Annotated in this window: 12 protein-coding genes and 1 pseudogene; 9 read left to right on the top strand and 4 right to left on the bottom strand. The window is 71.0% G+C overall.

The genetic code is table 11. The annotated features are described in order from the left end of the window. Positions 1-83: 83 nt before the first annotated feature. Positions 84-563, top strand: coding sequence for a hypothetical protein (locus tag AC0699_RS02050; protein ID WP_478654477.1), 480 nt, complete (start codon positions 84-86; stop codon positions 561-563). 7 nt (positions 564-570) lie between these two features. Here AC0699_RS02050 and AC0699_RS02045 read toward each other — a convergent pair whose 3' ends face one another. Continuing rightward, the gene (locus tag AC0699_RS02045) at positions 571-1473 is read right to left on the bottom strand and encodes a DUF4231 domain-containing protein (RefSeq protein ID WP_478654634.1); all 903 of its coding nucleotides are present in this window, start codon (positions 1471-1473) and stop codon (positions 571-573) included. A gap of 233 nt (positions 1474-1706) precedes the next feature. On the opposite strand from AC0699_RS02045, the gene AC0699_RS02040 reads away from it, so the two are divergent. The 5 genes from AC0699_RS02040 to fxsT all read left to right on the top strand — a co-directional run bounded on the left by AC0699_RS02040 (position 1707) and on the right by fxsT (position 10270). Next, positions 1707-1871 carry an FxSxx-COOH cyclophane-containing RiPP peptide gene (locus AC0699_RS02040; protein WP_478654474.1) on the top strand — a complete coding sequence of 55 codons (165 nt, stop codon included), beginning with the start codon at positions 1707-1709 and terminating at the stop codon, positions 1869-1871. A gap of 40 nt (positions 1872-1911) precedes the next feature. Continuing rightward, entirely contained in the window at positions 1912-4125 is a 2214-nt protein-coding gene (fxsBH, locus tag AC0699_RS02035; RefSeq protein ID WP_478654472.1) for a radical SAM/SPASM protein FxsBH, inactivated beta-hydroxylase extension form, read from the top strand. After that, the gene (locus AC0699_RS02030; protein ID WP_478654470.1) at positions 4115-4900 is read left to right on the top strand and encodes an AAC(3) family N-acetyltransferase; all 786 of its coding nucleotides are present in this window, start codon (positions 4115-4117) and stop codon (positions 4898-4900) included. Before fxsBH ends, AC0699_RS02030 begins: the two co-directional genes overlap by 11 nt. An 80-nt stretch (positions 4901-4980) precedes the next feature. Next, complete coding sequence (gene fsxC / locus AC0699_RS02025) at positions 4981-6357, top strand: FxsC protein (RefSeq protein WP_478654468.1); 1377 nt, start codon at positions 4981-4983, stop codon at positions 6355-6357. Next, a complete protein-coding gene (gene fxsT, locus AC0699_RS02020; RefSeq protein ID WP_478654465.1) occupies positions 6341-10270 on the top strand; it encodes an FxSxx-COOH system tetratricopeptide repeat protein in 3930 nt (1309 codons plus the stop codon). The genes fsxC and fxsT overlap by 17 nt, the downstream gene beginning before the upstream one ends. A 61-nt stretch (positions 10271-10331) precedes the next feature. Here fxsT and AC0699_RS02015 read toward each other — a convergent pair whose 3' ends face one another. Further along, on the bottom strand, positions 10332-11201 hold the full coding sequence (locus tag AC0699_RS02015; protein ID WP_478654462.1) for an alpha/beta fold hydrolase: 870 nt from the start codon (positions 11199-11201) through the stop codon (positions 10332-10334). A gap of 381 nt (positions 11202-11582) precedes the next feature. On the opposite strand from AC0699_RS02015, the gene AC0699_RS02010 reads away from it, so the two are divergent. Then, on the top strand, positions 11583-12668 hold the full coding sequence (locus AC0699_RS02010) for a S1 family peptidase (RefSeq protein ID WP_478654632.1): 1086 nt from the start codon (positions 11583-11585) through the stop codon (positions 12666-12668). 81 nt (positions 12669-12749) lie between these two features. Here the strand turns inward: AC0699_RS02010 and AC0699_RS02005 are convergent, their stop codons facing one another. Together AC0699_RS02005 and AC0699_RS02000 are read right to left on the bottom strand one after the other, a co-directional pair. Then, entirely contained in the window at positions 12750-13940 is a 1191-nt protein-coding gene (locus AC0699_RS02005) for an AI-2E family transporter (protein WP_478654459.1), read from the bottom strand. 133 nt (positions 13941-14073) lie between these two features. After that, positions 14074-14289: pseudogene (locus AC0699_RS02000) on the bottom strand (TetR family transcriptional regulator C-terminal domain-containing protein); the annotation flags it as partial. 288 nt (positions 14290-14577) lie between these two features. Here AC0699_RS02000 and AC0699_RS01995 point away from each other — a divergent pair. After that, positions 14578-18129: a DNA polymerase III subunit alpha gene (locus AC0699_RS01995; RefSeq protein WP_478654457.1), complete on the top strand. Its 3552-nt coding sequence runs from the start codon at positions 14578-14580 to the stop codon at positions 18127-18129. Continuing rightward, positions 18126-19109, top strand: a complete 984-nt coding sequence (locus tag AC0699_RS01990; protein WP_478654455.1) for a DNA polymerase Y family protein — start codon at positions 18126-18128, stop codon at positions 19107-19109. Before AC0699_RS01995 ends, AC0699_RS01990 begins: the two co-directional genes overlap by 4 nt. Positions 19110-19376 lie beyond the last annotated feature (267 nt).

Raw genomic sequence — 19376 nt, 5'->3', positions numbered from 1 at the left:
CCGCACTCCGGGTGGGGGCTCGACGTATTGCACACTTTTGAGAGGATGGCAGAGCGGTCGGCCACAGAAGGGGCGGGGGGCGGATGAAGCGCATCGGAGTGACCGGCCACAGAAGCATTCCTCCCGAGGCCATGCCCCATGTGCTGGCCGCCATGAAGGCGCTGCTGTGCGGCCACGAGGGAGCCATGGAAGCGCTCTCCAGCCTCGCCGAGGGCGCCGACCAGCTCTTCGCCGACATCGCCCTGGACTGCGGCGCCGCGCTCACCGTCGTGATCCCGAGCGGCGACTACGAGGACGGATTCGACGACCCCGAGGCCCTGGCCTGCTACCGGCGGCTCAAGGGCCGGGCCAGCCAGGAGGTTCGCATGGCCTTCCCGCACTCCACGGACGAGGCCTACTACGCCGCGGGCACCTACATCGCCGACAACTGCGACCGGCTGCTCGCGGTCTGGGACGGCCGTCCCGCCCGCGGGCTCGGCGGTACCGGCGACATCGTCCGGTACGCGCGCGAGCTCGGCAAGCCCGTCACGGTAATCTGGCGCGACGGTGTCGAACGCACCTGAACCCCCGTCAACTCCTGTGCTGGACCAGCCAGTCGGTGTGCTGGGGCGAGACGATCCGCTCGGTCTCGTACACCGCCGCCGGCCACTGCTGCTCGGACACCGACGTCTCCATGGCGATATGGATCGCGGCCAGATCCTCCTCGACCAGCGAGTGGGCCGCTATCAGCGGCTGATGCCGGCGGATCTCGCTCCACGCCAGACACGCCGCCGCGGCGGCGGACAGCAGCCCCGCGGGCTCGGCCGAGTCGGAGACCGAGAAGGTGCGCAGCGTCCCGAACAGCAGAGCGAGCAGGGTGAGCAGGGCGATCGTCGCCGTCCACAAGGTGGTGGCACGCCGGGAGATCTCGGCACGCCGGTGGTACCAGTTGCGCTGTTCGATGAGGCGGTCCCGTACGTAGGTCTCCTTGCGGACGCTGAAGACCTTCTCCCGTAACAGCCGCATCGGCGTGGTGATCAGCTCCGCGCCGGCAGCGCTCTCGCCGCTCTCGCGCGGATCCACCCAGCCGACCTTACGCAGCTCCTGCAACCCCTCTTCCAGCCGGGTGGTGAACAGCCCGTCGGGATCGGGGGAGTTGGAGTCGAAGGGTGCTCCGTGCACGGCGTAGCGCCAGCACATCGACCGGATGAACTCGGCTGCGGAGCGGTTGAGTTGCCAATGCGACTTTGCTCGGTGGCGTGAACCGCGGAAGCTGACGACGAGCACCCAGGCGTACGCCAACGCGCTGAGTGCACCCATGAGTTGGAAGGAGTCGCCGATCCTCCCCCGCCACGGCAGTGCGGCCAGCGCCGCACCGAGGACCAGGAGGAGCAGCTGCAGCCGGGTACCGTTGACCGACTCGCGCTGCCGTGAGATGGCTGTCTCGTCCGCGCGGTGAAAGAGAACCGGCAGATCAGCGTTTCGGAAGACCATACTTTGCAGATGGCCGGGAATCCCGGTCATGCGCATCCCCCTCTGCGGATTTGGCTTCACTCGTTCGATGGAATGGCTTGTTCCGTTCGGAGTGGGGAATACTCGCGCAACGCTTTTGTTTCAGCGCTACGTGCCGAGTTGCTGTGGGTGGCCATGAGAGTAAAGTCGTGCCGCCGACACTGCAACGGTGCACGGTTCCCCCTGTTCGCACAACATGCCCAAGGATGGCCGTCGTGACCTTCCAGACCTCAGTCACCTTCGCCACCGCGAAGAAGAATCGGGTGCCCGTCACCGAGATCGACGTGCGCGGTGCCGATGCAGTCAAGAAGCTGGGCCGCGTGCGCCCCACCGCCGTCGACCGCACCGTACGAATGTCCACCTTCAACTCCGCGCTCTAGTCCGGCTCCAGGCCCTTGGGCCTGCCCCTAGACTGGTGGAATGACCGGACCCGTGGTCCCATTCCGCGAGATCGTACTGAAGGTCCACAGCAGATGTGATCTTGCTTGCGACCACTGCTATATCTACGAACACGCTGATCAGAGCTGGCGTACCCGCCCCAAGACAATCTCTGACGAGGCGATTTTCTGGACAGCTCTGCGACTGGCCGAGCATGCGAAGAAACATGCCCTGCCCTCCGTGTCAGTGATCCTGCACGGAGGGGAGCCTCTACTGGCCGGTCCCTCCCGGCTCCGCCGTATCTGCGAGGAGCTCACGACAGCCCTCGACGGCATCGCCGCTCTCGACCTGCGGATTCATACCAACGGCCTGCAGCTCAGCCCCCGCTATCTGGACGTCTTCGACGAGTTCGGCGTCCGGGTCGGCATCTCCCTCGACGGGGACAGGGCCGCCAATGACCGCCACCGCCGCTTCGCGGACGGCCGCAGCAGCCACCCCCTCGTCCTCCGGGCCGTCGAGCTGCTCCGCCAGGACCGCTACCGCCATCTCGACCTCGGCCTCCTGTGCACCATCGACGTCGCCAACGACCCGGTCGCCGTGCACGACGCGCTGATGGAGCTCGATCCGCCGCGCATCGACTACCTGCTGCCGCACGCCACCTGGGACGAGCCGCCCCCACGGCCCGACGGCTCCCCGACCGCGTACGCCGACTGGATCCTCACCGTCTTCGACCGCTGGGACCGGCAGGGCCGCCCGGTGCCGGTGCGGCTCTTCGCGTCGGTCCTGTCCACCCTCTCCGGCGGCCCGAGCCTCACCGAATCGCTCGGACTCGCGCCCACCGATCTCGTCGTGGTGGAGACCGACGGGACCCTGGAGCAGGTCGACTCGCTCAAGAGCGCCTACGAAGGCGCCGCCGCCACCGGCTTCGACGTGTACACCCACTCCTTCGACGAGGTCGCCGCGCACCCCGGCGTCCGAGCCCGTCAGCTCGGTCTCGCCGGCGTCAGCGAGACCTGCCGGCAGTGCCCCGTCGTCCGCTCCTGCGGCGGCGGTCTCTACACCCATCGCTACCGCTCCGGTTCCGGCTTCGACAACACCTCCGTGTACTGCACGGACCTGGAAGCCCTGATCCGCGGCATCGAGCACCGCACCGCCGCCGGGTCCGTGCCGCCCGCCGTGACCGACGACAGCGCCCTGCGGGCCGACCAGCACGAGCTGACGCGGCTCCTCCTCGCCGAACTCAACAGCGAACTGGACGGCCGCGGCGGCGAGACCTGGGCCCGGGCCTGGGAGCTGGCAGGCACCGTCGACCGGCGCTCCGGCGGGCTCGATGACGTACTGACCCACCCGTACACCCGCGGCTGGCTGCTCGGCGCCCTGGAGGCGCTGCACGAGGAGCGGCCGGGAGTCGTCACCGCGCCGGCCGGCCGGCTGGCTGCCTCGGTCGCCGCCGCCGTCGTACGCGGCGGAATCGACCTCCCGGTGCAGGTCCCGTACGACGACGGCGTACTGCTCCTGCCGACGCTCGGCGAGCTCCGGCTGACCGGCGAGAAGGCCCGAGGCACCGCTCAGGTGCAGCCCGTCGAGAAGGGTTTCCTGGTCCGGTCCGCCGGCGGTGAGCGGCGGGTCGCCCGGCTCGACGAGCCGGGCGTCGGCTGGCAGCCCGTGCGCAGGCTCGGCCGCGACGGTGCGCCCGATCTCGCGATCGACGACCTCGACCCGTACCGGCACTGCTTCGGCTCCCCGGCCCTGCCCCGGCTCGGCCTCGACGAGGCCGCGGGCTGGACCGGGCGGCTGGCCCACGCCTGGGTCCTGCTGCGGGAGCGCGCGCCGGAACAGGCCGCGGCCGCCGCCGGATCGCTGACCACGCTGACCCCGGTCGACGGCCCCGGACCGTCCGTGGGCCGGCACGGCTTCGGCGGGCTCGGCATTCCGGTGCGGGGCAGCGCCCGGGAGTTGGCGCCCGCGCTGCTGCGCGGCTATCGCAGGGCGCGGTTCCAGGCGCTCGTCGAAGTCACCGACCTCCATGCCGAGGACGGGCTGTGGCGCCACCCCGCACCCTGGCAGGAGGCGCCCGTTCCGGTGTCGGAGCTGCTGGCGGGGGCATACGAACGGGCAGGGCTCGCCGCATTCGAGCCGGACAGCACCGAGGAGGCCCTGCGGGCGCTGGACACCCTGGACCGCGCGCCGGAACTGACCGTCGCCGGGAAGTGTCTGCTGGCACAGCTGCGGGAAGAGGCGGACCGTGACCGATGAAGCCGATGAAGCCGATGAGCGCGACAGGCTCGTACGACAGCTGGTACGGCTGGGATTACGGGAGGGATCGACGGTCCTCGTCCACGCCGGGCTCAGTGGCACCGGCCTGGACGCACGGACACTGCGCGACGCACTGCTGACGGCGCTGGGCGAGGACGGCACGCTGGTGGTGCCCGCCTTCACCCCGGAGAACTCGGAGACATCCGCCGCCCATCTGCGACGGGTGGCCGGAATGACACCCACTCAGGCGGCGGCCTTCCGGGCCACGATGCCCGCCTTCGACCCCGCCACGACACCGTGCCCCGGGATGGGCCGGTTGGCCGAGTCCGTACGGACCACCCGGGGCGCGGTGCGCAGCGCCCATCCCCAGACGTCCTTCGCCGCGCTCGGGCGGCGGGCGCACGAGCTGCTCTCCCGGCATCCGCTCCACTCCCATCTCGGACCCGAGTCGCCGCTGGGTGCGCTCTACCGGGCCGGGGCGGACGTATTGATGATCAATGTGGGTTTCGCCGTGTGCACGGCCTTTCACCTCGCGGAATACCGGCCGGGTGCACCACGCCGGCGCTATCGCTGTGTGGTGCGTGGGACGGACGGGCCGGAATGGACGGAATACGAGGACGTTTCCCTGGACGACAGCGATTTCGAGGCGGTCGGAGCCGCCTTCGCCTGGAATGTGGAGCAGAAGGGACAACTGGGAAGAACAGTCGCAAGGTTGTTCTCGATCAAGAACGCCGTGGACCATGCCGTGGTGTGGATGTCCGAAAAGCGGCGTTGATTGACTGAACGATGAGGGGATGGAGCGAGGTCCGCTCCGGAATGATTAATTCGCTCGCACTTCATCAGTCGTGAGTGTGAGTGTTCATACAGGACGGGGGTCGTGTGCACGCGTCATCGCAGCAGCGAGCGGCGGACCATCGGCCGTACTTCTTCTTGAGCTATGCGCACACGCCGAGGTACGGAGCCGGCGGGCCTGACCCCGATATGTGGGTCGAGCGCCTTTTCCGGGATTTGTGCGGCCACGTGATGGCCATGACCGATCTTCCGGCCGGTGCCCCGGCCGGATTCATGGACCGGGAGATACGCTCCGGTGAGGGGTGGTCCGAGCGGCTCGGCGAAGTGCTCGCCACCTGCCGTGTCTTCGTACCGCTCTTCTCACCTCGCTATTTCGCCAGCGAGATGTGCGGCAAGGAGTGGTACGCCTTCGCGCAGCGGGCCATCTACCACCAGGCCAAGAGCAACCGGCCCGCGGAGGCCATCGTGCCCGCCCTGTGGGTACCGGTGCCGCCCGAGCAACTCCCCGGCCCCGCCGAGAGGTTGCAGTTCAATCACCGGGCCTTCGGCGACCGCTATGTCACCGACGGGCTCTACGGGCTCATCAAACTCCGTATCTTCGCCGAGGAGTACGAGCGTGCGGTCTACGAACTCGCCAAACGCATCGTCAGCGTCGCCGACACCGCCGGCGTGGGCCCCAGCCGGCCCCTCGACTACCGGCAGGCCCCCAGCGCCTTCGGCACACCGGCATCGGCCGGATCGCCCACCGGCGGCCCCCGCCCCATCCAGGTCACCGTCGCCGCGCCGACCCGCCACGACCTGCCCGGTGGGCGCAACCCCGAGTACTACGGCGACATGCCCCAGGACTGGAACCCGTACTACCCGGACGCCCACCGGCCCCTGGCCTATGTCGCACGCGACCTCGTTCGCGCGCTCAACTACCAGGCCACGGTCGGCTCGTTCGACCACGACTCGGTTCCGCTCGACAGCAAACAGCCCCCGACCAGACCGGAGTTGCTGATAGTCGACCGGTGGGCCCTGGAGGACGACGAGAGACGGGAGCGGCTCGCCGCCTTCGACGCCGAGAACCGCCCCTGGGTGAGCGTCGTCGTCCCCTGGAACCGCGACGACCACCAGAGCCGCGCCGCCGAGAGCGAACTGAGCGCCAAACTCGAACAGACCCTGCCGACCAAGCTCAGCCAGGGCCGCGCCGCCTGCCGGGCCGCCGCCCGCGGCGTACCCAGCATGGAGGCCTTCGGCCAGATCCTCCCCCAGGTGGTGGAGGCCGCCGCCCAGCAGTACCTGAGACACGCCCAGGTCTATCCACCAGCCGGCGGCAGCCATACCGAACGCCCCCGGCTGCGCGGCCCGATGGCCGCCGAGTACGCCACCACGCACTTCATCCACGACATGCTCGACCAGGCGCCCGATGCGGAGGACACGGATGACAGCCAGTCGTGACGGACGCATCGTCACCTTCTACTCCTACAAGGGAGGTACCGGCAGGACGATGGCCATGGCCAACACGGCCTGGATACTCGCCGCGAACGGCAAGCGGGTCCTCGCCGTCGACTGGGACCTCGAAGCCCCCGGCCTGCACCGCTTCTTCCACCCCTTCCTCGACCCCTCCACGCTCGGCGCCACCACCGGTGTCATCGATCTGATCACCGAATACGCCTGGGCCGCCACCAGCCCCGTGCAGCGCCCCGACGACTGGCACCGTGACTACGCGCGCATCCAGCCGCACGCGGTCTCCCTCACCCCCGAGGCCCTGGGCTGGGAGTTCCCCGAAGGCGGCACCCTCGACTTCGTCTCCGCGGGCAAGCAGAACCGCGAGTACTCGGCGACCGTCTCCACCTTCGACTGGGACAACTTCTACGACCGGCTCGGCGGCGGGCACTTCTTCGACGCGCTGCGCGACGACATGAAGGCCAACTACGACTACGTCCTCATCGACAGCCGCACCGGCCTCAGCGACATCGCCGACATCTGCACCGTCCATCTGCCCGACATCCTCGTCGACTGCTTCACCCTCAGCGACCAGTCCATCGACGGAGCGGCCGCCGTCGCCCGCCAGATCGACGAACGCTACGGCGGCCGCGGGATCCGGATCTTCCCCGTCCCCATGCGCATCGACGAGGGCGAGAAGGAGAAGGCCGACGCCGGACGGGCCCTCGCCCGGCTCAAGTTCGACCGGTTCCCGACCGGGCTCGCCGGCGACGAACTCACCTCCTACTGGGGCGCGGTGGAGATTCCGTACCGCCCCTACTACGCCTACGAGGAGACCCTGGCCACCTTCGGCGACGAGGCGGGACTCACCAACTCCCTGCTCTCCGCCTTCGAACGGCTCACAGCCGTCATCACCGACCAGGAGATCACCGCCATGCCCACGGTCGGCGAGGAGGTCAGGCTGCGGATCAGGGACGCCTTCACCCGTCGCCGCCCCGCCCTGCCCGCCGACCTCTTCCTCAGCTACGTCGCCGAGAACCGGATGTGGGCCGACTGGATCGAATCCGTCCTGACCCGTGCGGGCTTCCGCGTCGTACCGCGCGACGTCTCCGCCGAACCCTCCCCGGACGGCTCCGGCGCCGCCGCCCCCGAGAACGCCGCGCGCACCGTCGTACTGCTCTCCAGCGCGTATCTCAAATCGGCACGGGCCGTCGAGGTGTGGGAACGGGCCGCGTCCGAGGACCCCGGCGGCGGCCGGCGCCATCTGCTGCCGCTGCGCGTCGGCGACGTACGCCTCACCACCCCGTACATCGACCGCAACCCCGTCGATCTCTTCCGCCTCGACGAGGTGCACGCCACCACCGCGCTGTTGCGCGCCCTCGACCGGCCCGTGCAGCTCGCCGACGGGGTCGCGCCCGGGCCGCGGTTCCCCGGCACCGTCCCCAAGATCTGGAACGCGCCCCCGCGCAACCCCGGATTCACCGGCCGCTCCGTCGTCCTGGAGCGGATGCGCGACCAGCTCGGCGGCGGAATGGCCGTCGTCCTTCCGCAGCCGCAGACCCTGTACGGACTCGGCGGCGTCGGCAAGACCCAGGTGGCGCTGGAGTACGTGCACCGCTTCATGGCCGACTACGACCTGGTGTGGTGGATCTCCTCGGAGCAGACCGACGAGGTCGTCGCCGGTCTCGCCGATCTCGCCACCCGGCTCGGCGCACAGGGCGGCGAGGACATGGCGGCCGCCTCCCAGGAGGCCATCGACCTGCTGCGGCGCGGTGTGCCGACATCCCGCTGGCTGCTGGTCTTCGACAACGCCGACGACCCCGAGCAGCTCAAGCGGTTCTTCCCGACCGGCGGGCACATCCTGGTCACCTCGAGGAACCAGACCTGGTCCCAGTACGGCGACGCGCTGCCCGTCGACGTCTTCCTGCGCGAGGAGTCGGTCGAGCACCTCCAGCGCCGCGCCCCCGGGCTCACCCTCGAGGACGCCGACCAGGTCGCCGGCGCCGTCGGTGACCTGCCGCTCGCCGTCGAACAGGCCGCGGCGTGGATCGCCGAGACCGCCACCCCCGTCGCCGCCTATCTGGAGCAGCTCGGCCAGCAGGCCCCGCGCGTCCTCGCGCTCAACCAGCCCGCCGGATACCCCGAGCCCGTCGCCGCCACCTGGAACGTCTCCATCGAACGGCTCAAGGAACGCTCACCCGCGGCCGTACGGCTGCTCCAGCTCTGCGCGTTCTTCGCCCCCGAGCCGATCTCCGCGAACCTCCTCTACAGCAAGGAGATGATCGAGGCGCTCAAGCCCTACGACTCCTCCCTCCAGGAGAAGCTCGTACTCGGCCGCGTCATCCGGGAGATCGGCCGGTTCGCCCTCGCCAAGGTCGACCAGATCTCCAACTCCATCCAGGTCCACCGGCTGGTGCAGGCCGTCATCAGGGCCCAGCTCAGCGAGGAGGAGCAGATGGACGCGCGGCACGCCGTCCACCGGATCCTCGCCGGTGCCCGCCCCGACGACGACGAGCCCATCGACAACCCCGAGACCTGGGCGCGGTTCAACACCATCTGGCCGCACCTCGGCCCGTCCGAAGCCCGCTTCTGCAGCGAGCCGGAGACCAGGCGGCTGCTCATCGACCGTGTGCGCTATCTGTGGAAGCGAGGTGACTGGCAGACGGCGGGGGAGCTCGCCGAGGAACTGCGCGACTCCTGGCGGGACATGCTCGGCAACGACGACCTGCAGTATCTGTATCTGCGCTTCCACCTCTCCAACATCCTGCGCTCCCAGGGCCGTTACGTGGAGGCGCGAGAGCTGGACGAGGTGACCCTGGAGCGGCAGCAGGCCGTGCTCGGCCCCTCCCATCCGCACACGTACATGACCACCAGTGGTCTCGCCATGGACCTCGGTACGCTCGGCCAGTACGGCAAGGCCATGGAACTGGCCACCGAGGCCCACGAGGGATTCAGCCAGATCTTCCACGAGTCCCACCCGCGCACCCTGGCCGCCGCCAACAACCTCGCGCTCAACCTGCGCATGGTCGGCCAGTACGCGCGCGCCCGCGAGATCGACCAGGACGTCTTCGACAGGCGCACCGAGGTGCTCGGCCCGGAACATCCGTACACCCTCTCCTCGGCCGCCTCACTCGCCCGCGACCTGCGCGAGGTCGGCCGGTACGAGGACTCGGTGGCGCTGCTCAGCCGTACCTACGACAGCTACAAGCAGACCCTCGGCCGGGCCTTCCCCGGCACCCTCGCCGCGGGCAAGAGCCTCGCCGTCTCACTGCGGCGGGCGGGCAGACTGGAGGACGCGCGCCGGCTGACCACGGCGACGCGCAACCGCTACCGCGCCCGCTACGACTACGATCACCCGGACTCGCTCGCCTGCGATCTGAACCTGGCGGCGGACCTGTTCGCGGCCGGGGAGCCGGTCGCCGCGCGGGATCTGGCGCAGGAGGTCGTCGACAAGTACAGGGAGGTGCCGGGCGAGAAGCATCCGTACACCCTCGCCGCGTTCAACAACCTCGGCATCTACCAGTGGGGCTGCGGCGACCCCGAGGCGGCGGAACAGCTGCTGCTCCCCACCATCCGCAGGATGACCGATGTCCTCGGCACCGCCCATCCCCACACACTGTTCTGCACCGTCAACCTCGCCAACGCCCGCGCGGACCTGGGAGAACTGGAAGCGGCGCTGGACACCGAACGGCGGGCCGTCATGAAGCTCCGCGAGGTCCTCGGCGCCCACCACCCGGAGGTCCTCGCCGTCGCCTCCAACATGTGCGTCACGCTCAGCGCGCTCGGCCGCAAGGACGAGTCGGCGGTGTTGCGCGCGGAGACCGTGGAGGAACTCGGCCGGCTGCTCGGCGACGACCACGCGCTGACCCGGATCGCCCGCGACGAACGCAGGATCCACCGCGATCTGGAGCCGCTGGCGGTGTGAGTGGTGGCCCGGCTCTCCCCCTGCCCTCGGCGGGGGAGAACCAGGCCCTAGATGTATTGCCCTAGAGCGGGGCGAGCAGCCAGGTGAGGATCCCGGGAAGGGCGTGCAGCGCGTCGAAGTGCGCGGCGGCCGGTTCCAGTACGGCCGTCGCGCCCGGGATGCGCTGCGCCAGCCAGCGGGAGTGGCCGACCGGCGAGAAGACGTCCTTCTCGCCGTGCCACAGCAGCACGGGCGACGTGATGTCGGCGGGGTCGAACCCCCAGGGGCTGCAGAACGCCAGGGCGTCGTCGATCCAGCCGTACGCCGAAGTGCGCAGCGCCTCCTGGTAGTTGCGCAGCAGCATCGTCCGTACACCGGCGTCCGCGACCACCATCCGGTCGGAGTCGGTCAGCTCCCGGCGCAGATCGTCGAGGAGTCTGACCGGATCCCGCCGGATCTCCGCCGAGCGCAGGATGAACCGCGCGGTGAGCCCGTCCGGGTCGACGGTGGCCCTCGTGTACTCCAGCACATTGGAGGCGGCCATGCCCTCGAACCAGTCCAGACCGTCCGCGTCCCGCGGCGCGAGCGTCACCAGCGCCGCGGCCCTCGTCACCCGGTCGGGCAACAGCGCGGCGCAGGCCAGGGCGTGCGGCGCGCCGCCGGAGCGGCCCACCACGGCGAACCGGTCGAGCCCCAGGGCGTCGGCGATCGCCCGTACGTCCTGGACCACATCGGCCACGCTGCGGCCCGCCAACCGGTCCGAACCGCCGTAGCCGGGCCGGTCGTACGCGATCAGCTGCATCCCGCGCTGGTACAGCACCATGCCGCGCGGGGCCGGGCCCAGCCTGCTGCCCGGGGTGCCGTGCAGCAGGAAAACGGGCCTGCCCCGTGGGTCCCCGAGGCGCTCCACCATCAGATGCCGCCCGTCCGACGCGCGCACCCGACGTCGCACCCGCCGCCTCCTTCGCCATCGGGTCCGGATCTTTCGTATATGCCGTGTACAGCAATACTGTCCTGGCATTCCCCGCCTCTTTGATGATTACCCATCAGAGGGCGGTGTACGGAAGCCCTCCGTGAGCCCGTTCCCCGTCGAGATCTGGACAGGACTAGTCCTTACGGGCCGCCCATGGCCCTGTCGCACGGGGTGTTCGCAAACGAAACCGACCTGTGGTGACCGCCGGTAGTGAAGAAGCAGAGGGCGCATTGGTGGTGTCGTGTGCGCGTCCTGAAGTCGACCTTGTGTGCTACCGACGCGTATCGGAATAGTGGGCTCCCCATCCTCCGTGTCCGGGCACCCCACTTGCCCGAACACGGCCCCCACAGGAGGTCGATGTTGAACCACCGACGTATACCCAAGAGGCGCGCGGCGATGGCAGGTGGAGCCGTCGCCGCACTCGTTGCCGCGGGAGTCACCTTCCAGACTGCGAACGCCAGCGAGGAAAAGCCCTCGTTCACCGTCAAGACTTTGTCGGCCACAGCGGCCGGAAACCTCGCCTCCACCCTGGGCCAGGACCTGGGCGGCGACGCGGCGGGCGCGTACTACGACACCAAGGCCAAGGCCCTGGTGATGAATGTGGTGGACGAGGCCGCGGCCGACGCCGTGCGCAAGGCGGGCGGCAAGGCCAGAATCGTCGAGAACTCGCTGGCGGAGCTGAAGTCCGCCCGGCAGACCCTCACCGACCGTGCCACCATTCCCGGTACCTCCTGGGCGACCGACCCGGTGACCAACAAGGTGGTCGTCACGGCCGACCGTACGGTCAAGGGCGCCGACTGGGCGAAACTCCAGGGAGTCGTGAAGGGGCTCGGCGCGAAGGCGGAACTGAAGAAGACGGCCGGGGAGTTCAAGCCCTTCATCGCCGGCGGTGACGCCATCCACAGCGGCGGCGGGCGCTGTTCGCTCGGCTTCAACGTCGTCAAGGACGGCGAGCCGCACTTCATCACGGCCGGCCACTGCGGCGAGGCGGGCAGCGAGTGGGCCGAGTCGGCAGGCGGCCCCGCCATCGGCACCATGGTCGACTCGCAGTTCCCCGAGAACGACTTCGCGCTCGTCAAGTACAGCGGCGACACCGAGCACCCGAGCGCCGTGAACCTCTACGACGGCGGCTCGCAGGAGATCACCAAGGCGGGCGAGGCGACCGTCGGCATGCAGGTCTCCCGCAGTGGCTCCACCACGCAGGTGCACGACGGCGAAGTCACCGGCCTCGACGCCACCGTGAACTACGGCAACGGCCAGATCGTCAACGGCCTCATCCAGACGACGGTCTGCGCCGAGCCCGGCGACAGCGGTGGTTCGCTCTTCGCGGGCGACACCGCGATCGGTCTGACCTCGGGCGGCAGCGGTGACTGCTCCTCGGGCGGCGAGACGTTCTTCCAGCCGGTTCCGGAGGCGCTGGAGGCGTTCGGCGCCGAGATCGGCTGACGCCGGGGGAACCGGCCCGAGCTGAGCCGAAGGCCCGGGCCGCCCCTGAGGGCGGCCCGGGCCCCAGGTCTGTCTGCTGGATCAGGCCGGGCCGATCCGGTCTGATCCAGAGGGCAGGGCCTGGCCGTGTGTGGCGCGCAGTGCCTGGCGGGCCGCCCAGATCACGGACACCACCGGTACGGCCACGACGGCGCCGATCACCCCGGCGGCGATGGCCCCGCCGATGACCGTGAGAGCCACGACGACCGGATGCAGCCGGACGGCCCAGCCCATCACGATCGGATGCAGCACATGTCCCTCGATCTGGCCGATGACCACGATCAGGGCGATGACCACCGCGGCGATGACCGGGCCCTTGGCCGCCAGTGCCACGATCGCGGCGACGGCGAGCGCGATGGGCGAGCCGATCAGCGGAACGAAGGCGGCGAAGAACTCGAGCAGTGCCAGCGGCACCGCCAACGGGACACCGAGGGCGAAGAGCGCCAGCCCGACCAGGATCGCGTTCGTCGCCGCCACCAGCACGATGCCGTGGGTGTATCCGGTGAACGTCCGCCATGCCGCGCGCCCCGCCACCGACACCCGGTTCCGGGCCGGCACCGGAAACTGCTCGCAGAACCACCCCCACTGCCGGTCGCCCGAGTGCAGGAAGAAGACCGAGCAGAACAGTGCCAGCGCCAACGTCGTCAGCACCTCCACCAGTCGGCCCGCGCCGCTGAGCGCCGTACTGATCAGCTTCGACCGGTGCTCGGACAGGAACTGTCCGATCCTCGACTGGAGGTCCGTGAGGGCTTCGGGGTTCAGCCGGAACGGCGGCTGCTCCAGCCACTTTTCGATGCGTCCGATCCCGGCGCCGAACTCCCGCTGCAGCGTGACCCGCTCATGGGCGACCGTCTCACCGACGAGGGCCAGGACGCCGAGGACGACGACGATGCTGCCGAGCAGCGCCACGGTGACGGCGAGCGGTCGCGGCAGCCGGCGGGCCAGCAGATCGGCCACCGGCCGGAGCATCGCCGTGACGACGAGACCGAGGAAGACGGCGACGCCGATCTCGTGAAAGCGCCCGAGGACCGTGAAGAGGGCGTACACGACGGCGCCGACCGCCAGGAGCCGCCATGCGTACGCGGCGGCGATCCGCAGCCCGGGGGAGACCGGTGGGCCGGTACTCGGCCCGGCGGCTTCCCCGGGGGAGCGGGACACCGGGCGGGCGGGACCGCGCACCGCGCGGCGCGCCGTGCGGATCCGGTGTCGTCGCTGTGCGGATTGCCTGGGCATCGCCCCGACTCGTACCACCGGCCGCGCCCGGGCCAACGTACCGGGCCCGACATTCGCCCGAAGGCACCGCAGACCGGGGGAGGGGCCGGGCGCGTTCGACCAGCCGGGCGCAGATGCGATCGGCCGGCCGGATTCAGGCGCGTTCGACCAGCCGCTGCGCCGCCGAGCGGGCCGAGGCGAGGGCTTGGCGCCGGTCGGCGCCCCGCTGCCCCAGCACCACCCGGGTGCTCAACCCGTCGAGCAGCGCGAGGAGTTCCGACGCGCGGCCCGGCATGTCGAGGCCGGGCACGAAGCTGCACCGGTCCACTCCCTCGGTGAGGAGCGCCTCAAGGTCCCGCTGCCGGCCCCGGTCAAGATCGAGCTTGCGCTCCGGGTCCGAGCGGCGGGCACCCCGGCGGGACGAGGTTCCACCGGCCGGGCCCCGCCCGTCTCGCCGGTGGGGGCCTCGCCGGCCGCGCGACCTGGGGCCTGTCCGAGGCCCCGCAGCGCGTCACACCGCCCGGCAGCGCACCCAGCACGGACCAGGTATGTGCGCAGGTGGGGCGGGGTCGAACGACGGATAACCCGCCCAGCCCCACGGGGATCGTACGAATGTTCGAAACTTGGTCTATGGTGGAGGTGGGGAGGTGAGAACGGATTGATCCAGGAGGTGCGGGTGCCCGGTTTCACGCATCTGCACACCGCGTCCGGATACTCCGTGCGGTACGGGGCCTCGCATCCGGAACGGCTGGTCGAGCGCGCCGCGGAACGGGGCATGGGCGCCCTCGCCCTGACCGACCGCGACACCCTCGCGGGCGCGGTCCGCTTCGCCAAGGCCTGCGTCAAGGAGGGAGTGCGCCCGCTGTTCGGCGCCGAGCTCGCCGTACGGGAGCACGCGCCCACGGCCGCCGCGCGACGGCGCACACCCGCCAAGGGCGGAGCCTTCATCGACGAGTCCGCACCCCGGGTCACCTTCCTCGCCCGCGACGGTGCCGCCGGCTGGGCAGAGCTCTGCCGGCTGATCACCGCCGCCCACACCGCCGACGGCCGGCCCTCCGTCGACTGGCCCACCCTGAGCGGCCCCGCCGGACTCACCGTGCTGCTCGGGCCGGCCTCCGAGGTGGGCCGGGCGCTGGCCGCCGGCCGCCCCGACCTGGCCGCCCGGCTGCTCGCGCCCTGGCGGGAGCGGTACGGCGACGCGCTGCGCCTCGAAGCCGTGCACCACGGTCTGGCGGGCACGGGCCCCGGCTCGCTGCGGCTCGCCGCCCGCACCGCCGGTTTCGCCGCCGAGCAGGGCGTACGGGCCGTGCTGAGCAACGCCGTACGGTACGCCGACCCCGGCCAGGGCCCGGTCGCGGACGTCCTCGACGCGGCCCGCCGGCTCGTCCCGGTCGACCCGGCCAGGGGACTCGACAGCGGTGAGCGCTGGCTCAAGGGTGCGGACGACATGGTTCGCGCGGCCGAGCTGATCGCCGAGGCCGCCGGATGGCGGCGCGACGCGGCGCACCGGCTGCTCGCCGTCACCGAGGAGACCGCCGCCGAGTGTCTCGTCGACCCCGAGGGTGACCTGGGCATGGGGTACGCCTACTACCCGGAGCCGCATCTCGTCGGCGCCGGCCGGCGCACCGCGCAGCGCGTCCTCGCCTCCCGCGCCGCCGCCGGGATGGTGCTGCGCGGTTACGACCGGATGCCGAAAGCGCGCGAGTACTGGGAGCGGATGCACTCCGAGCTGGACATCATCGCCTACCACGGCAACACCACCTACTTCCTGACGGTTGCTCAGGTCGTCGACGACATCCGCCGCATGGGCATCCGGGTCGCCGCGCGCGGCTCCGGCGCCGGATCCCTGGTGAACCACCTCCTCGGCATCGCGCACGCCGACCCGGTCGATCAGCATCTGCTGATGGAGCGCTTCCTGTCCAAGCGCCGGTTCGCGCTGCCCGACATCGACATCGACGTCGAGTCCGCGCGCCGGCTGGAGGTGTACCGCGCGATCATCGACCGCTTCGGCGAGGAGCGGGTCGCGGCCGTCGCCATGCCCGAGACCTACCGGGTGCGGCACGCCATCCGGGACGTGGGCGCCGCGCTGAGCATGGACCCGGCCGAGATCGACCGGCTCGCCAAGGCGTTCCCGCACATCCGGGCCCGCGATGCCCGCGCGGCGATGGAGGAGCTGCCCGAACTGCGCGAGGTGGCCCGGGAGTACCTGCCTGACGGGGGCCGGTACGGCAGGCTCTGGGAGCTGGTCGAAGGACTGGACGCGCTGCCGCGCGGCGTCGCCATGCACCCGTGCGGGGTGCTCATCTCGGACTCCTCGCTGCTGCGGCGTACGCCGGTGATGCCGACCAGCGGTGAAGTCCCCCACAGCCCTCCGGGCGTGGGAGGTTCCCCCTTCCCCATGTCGCAGTTCGACAAGGACGACGTCGAGGACCTCGGGCTGCTCAAGCTCGATGTGCTGGGCGTACGGATGCAGTCCGCGATGGCGCACGCCGTCGCCGAGATCGAACGGGCGACGGGCCACCGGCTCGACCTGGACGACCCGAAGCAGGTGGCGCCGGGCGACCCGGAGACGTATCGGCTGATCCGCTCGGCCGAGACGCTGGGCTGCTTCCAGATCGAGTCGCCGGGCCAGCGCGATCTCGTCGGCAGGCTGCAGCCCGCGACCTTCCACGATCTGGTCGTCGACATCTCGCTGTTCCGGCCGGGGCCCGTCGCCGCGGACATGGTGCGGCCGTTCATCGCGGCCCGGCACGGACGGGCGCCGGTCCGCTTCCCGCACCCCGACCTGGCCGGACCTCTGGGAGAGACCTACGGAGTGGTGGTCTTCCACGAGCAGATCATCGAGATGGTGAACATCATGACCGGCTGTGGCCGGGACGAGGCCGACCGGGTCCGGCGCGGGCTCTCCCATCCGGAGTCGCAGGGGGAGATCAAGGCGTGGTTCGCGCGGCAGGCGGAGCGGAAGGGATATGCGGCCGAAGTGATCGCGCGGGCCTGGGAGATCATCGAGGCGTTCGGCTCGTACGGCTTCTGCAAGGCACACGCGGTCGCCTTCGCCGTACCGACGTACCAGTCGGCGTGGCTGAAGGCCCACCACCCCGCGGCCTTCTACGCCGGGCTGCTCACGCACGACCCCGGGATGTATCCGAAGCGGCTGCTGCTTGCGGACGCGCGGCGGCGGGGGGTGCCGGTGCTGCCGCTGGATGTGAACCGGTCTGCGGTCGCTCACCGTATCGAACTGGTGTCCGGAGAGGAGGGGAAGAAGGGGGAGAAGGGGGTGTGGGGTCTACGGCTGGCGTTCTCCGACGTCCACGGCATCAGTGAGGCGGAGGCGGCACGGATCGAGGCCGGACAGCCCTACTCCTCGCTGCTGGACTTCTGGGAGCGGGCCCGCCCCGGGCGGCCGGTCGCGGAACGGCTCGCGCAGGTCGGCGCACTGGACGCGTTCGGCGCCAACCGGCGCGATCTGCAGCTGCACATCGCCGAACTGCACCGTACGCAGCGCGGCCTGGCCTCCCACGGTGGCCAACTGCCCCTGGGAGGCGGCCGCAGGACCGCGTCCGTCGGGCTGCCCGACCTCAGCGAGGCCGAGCGGCTCAGCGCCGAACTGGGCGTCCTCGGCATGGACGCGTCCCGCCATCTGATGGCGGACCACCATGGCTTCCTCGACGAACTCGGCGCGATCCCCGCGAAGCGCCTGCGCGATGTCGAGCACGGGGCGACGGTGCTGGTCGCGGGAGCCAAGGCCGCCACCCAGACCCCGCCGATCCGCTCCGGCCGCCGGGTCATCTTCACCACCCTGGACGACGGTACGGGCCTGGTCGACCTGGCCTTCTTCGACGACAGCCACGAAGCGTGCGCCCACACCGTCTTCCACTCCTGGCTGCTGCTGGTCCGCGGCGTCGTCCAGCGCCGCGGCCCCCGCAGCCTCAGCGTGGTCGGCTCCGCCGCGTGGAACCTCGCGGACCTGATCGAGGTCCGGCGTACGGGCGGTCTGGACGCGGTGGCCCAGCGGCTGGCCGCGGCGGACGCGTCCACCGACCCGGCCACCGGTACCGCTCCGGCCGCCGGTACCGCTCCGGCCGCCGGCCGCAGCATCCGCATGCCCACCGGCTACGAGATGAACGCCTGGGCGGATCTCCGGCCCGCGGGTGAAGGAACCGCGGCGGTGAGGAAGTTGTGGCACCAGAGTCCGGGGAGCGCGGGATGACGACAGAGGCATCGGTTCTGTACCTGCGGTTCCGCGGGGCGGACGGGTCGGCGCCGGACGCGGCCGCGTACGCGGGGCTGCTCGGGCTGCTCGGGGCGTTCACCCCGGTGGTGGAGGCGGTGGGGCCCGACGGGGCGCTCGCCGATGTGCGGGGCGCGCTGCGGTACTTCGGGCGGGACGCCGCCGGGCTCGCCGCCGTGATACGGGTACGGGCGCTCGCCCTGTACGGGGCCGACTGTGTGATCGGCGCCGGCCCGAACCCGCTGCTGGCCAGGATGGCGGCGCGGGACGCCGGGCCCGGCACGACCCTGGTCGTGGGCGACGCGGCGGAGTTCCTCGCCGGGCGGCCGGTCGCCGCGCTGCACGGCGTAGGGCCCGCGACGGCCCGCGCCCTCTGCGGATACGGGCTCGACACCGTCGACCGGGTCGCCGCCGCACCCCTCGCCGTACTGCAGCGGATCCTCGGCGCGCGCGCCGGGCGCGAGGTGTACGAGAAGGCCCACGGCATCGACCGCACCCAGGTCGTCCCGAACGCCGCCGCGCGCTCCGTCGCGGCCGAACGCACCTTCCCCCGCGATGAACTGGACCGCGACCGGCACCGCCGTGCCCTGCTCTCGCTCGCCGAGGAACTGGGCGCCCGGATGCGCGGCGACGGCCAGGTGTGCCGCTCGCTGACGCTCACCGTGCGCTACGCCGACCGCACCACGACCACCACGTCGCGCGTCCTGACCGAGCCGACCGCACACTCCGCGGCGCTCACCGGCGCCGCGTACCGGCTCCTCGACGCGCTCGGCCTGCAGCGCGCCCGGGTGCGCGCCCTCGCGCTCCGCGCCGAAGGACTGATCCCCGCCGAGCGGGCCGCGCATCAGCTCACCTTCGACCCGGCCGACGAGAAGGCCCGCCGCCTGGAGGCGGTGGCCGACCGGGCTCGCGCCAAGTACGGCCCGCGGGCGGTCATTCCTGGCTCGCTCGCCGCGTAGCGCCGCGCACACTCCGCCGGGGGGAGCCGGGGGGGGAGTCTTCCATGGGCCTGCCTGGGCCCTCGTGAGCCTTCCACGGGCCTTCCATGGGCCTTCCAGGGTCTTGCCGACCCGATGCTGTGTCTGTGAGTAACCGAACGGACACGGATCTTGCCGGTTCTTTCAGTTTTTACCGACGCGTAACTTCCCACTCTTAGTTACTCGCGCGTACGTTGACATGAGCACAGCCCTCTTCTTGTGGTCCGGGCCGCAGGGTGAATCCCCACA

This window comes from Streptomyces sp. NPDC043870 (assembly GCF_056435785.1).
The sequence above is the reverse complement of the archived record's forward strand: the minus strand, read 5'-3'. Positions and strand labels throughout refer to the sequence as shown.

What these genes read in the sequence shown, in the direction of transcription:
- fxsBH (WP_478654472.1), top strand. Translation starts at nt 1,912, where the DNA reads ATGACCGGACCCGTGGTCCCATTCCGCGAGATCGTACTGAAGGTCCAC.
- AC0699_RS01990 (WP_478654455.1), top strand. Translation starts at nt 18,126, where the DNA reads ATGACGACAGAGGCATCGGTTCTGTACCTGCGGTTCCGCGGGGCGGAC.
- fxsT (WP_478654465.1), top strand. Translation starts at nt 6,341, where the DNA reads ATGACAGCCAGTCGTGACGGACGCATCGTCACCTTCTACTCCTACAAG.
- AC0699_RS02050 (WP_478654477.1), top strand. Translation starts at nt 84, where the DNA reads ATGAAGCGCATCGGAGTGACCGGCCACAGAAGCATTCCTCCCGAGGCC.
- AC0699_RS02005 (WP_478654459.1), bottom strand. Translation starts at nt 13,940, where the DNA reads ATGCCCAGGCAATCCGCACAGCGACGACACCGGATCCGCACGGCGCGC.
- AC0699_RS02045 (WP_478654634.1), bottom strand. Translation starts at nt 1,473, where the DNA reads ATGGTCTTCCGAAACGCTGATCTGCCGGTTCTCTTTCACCGCGCGGAC.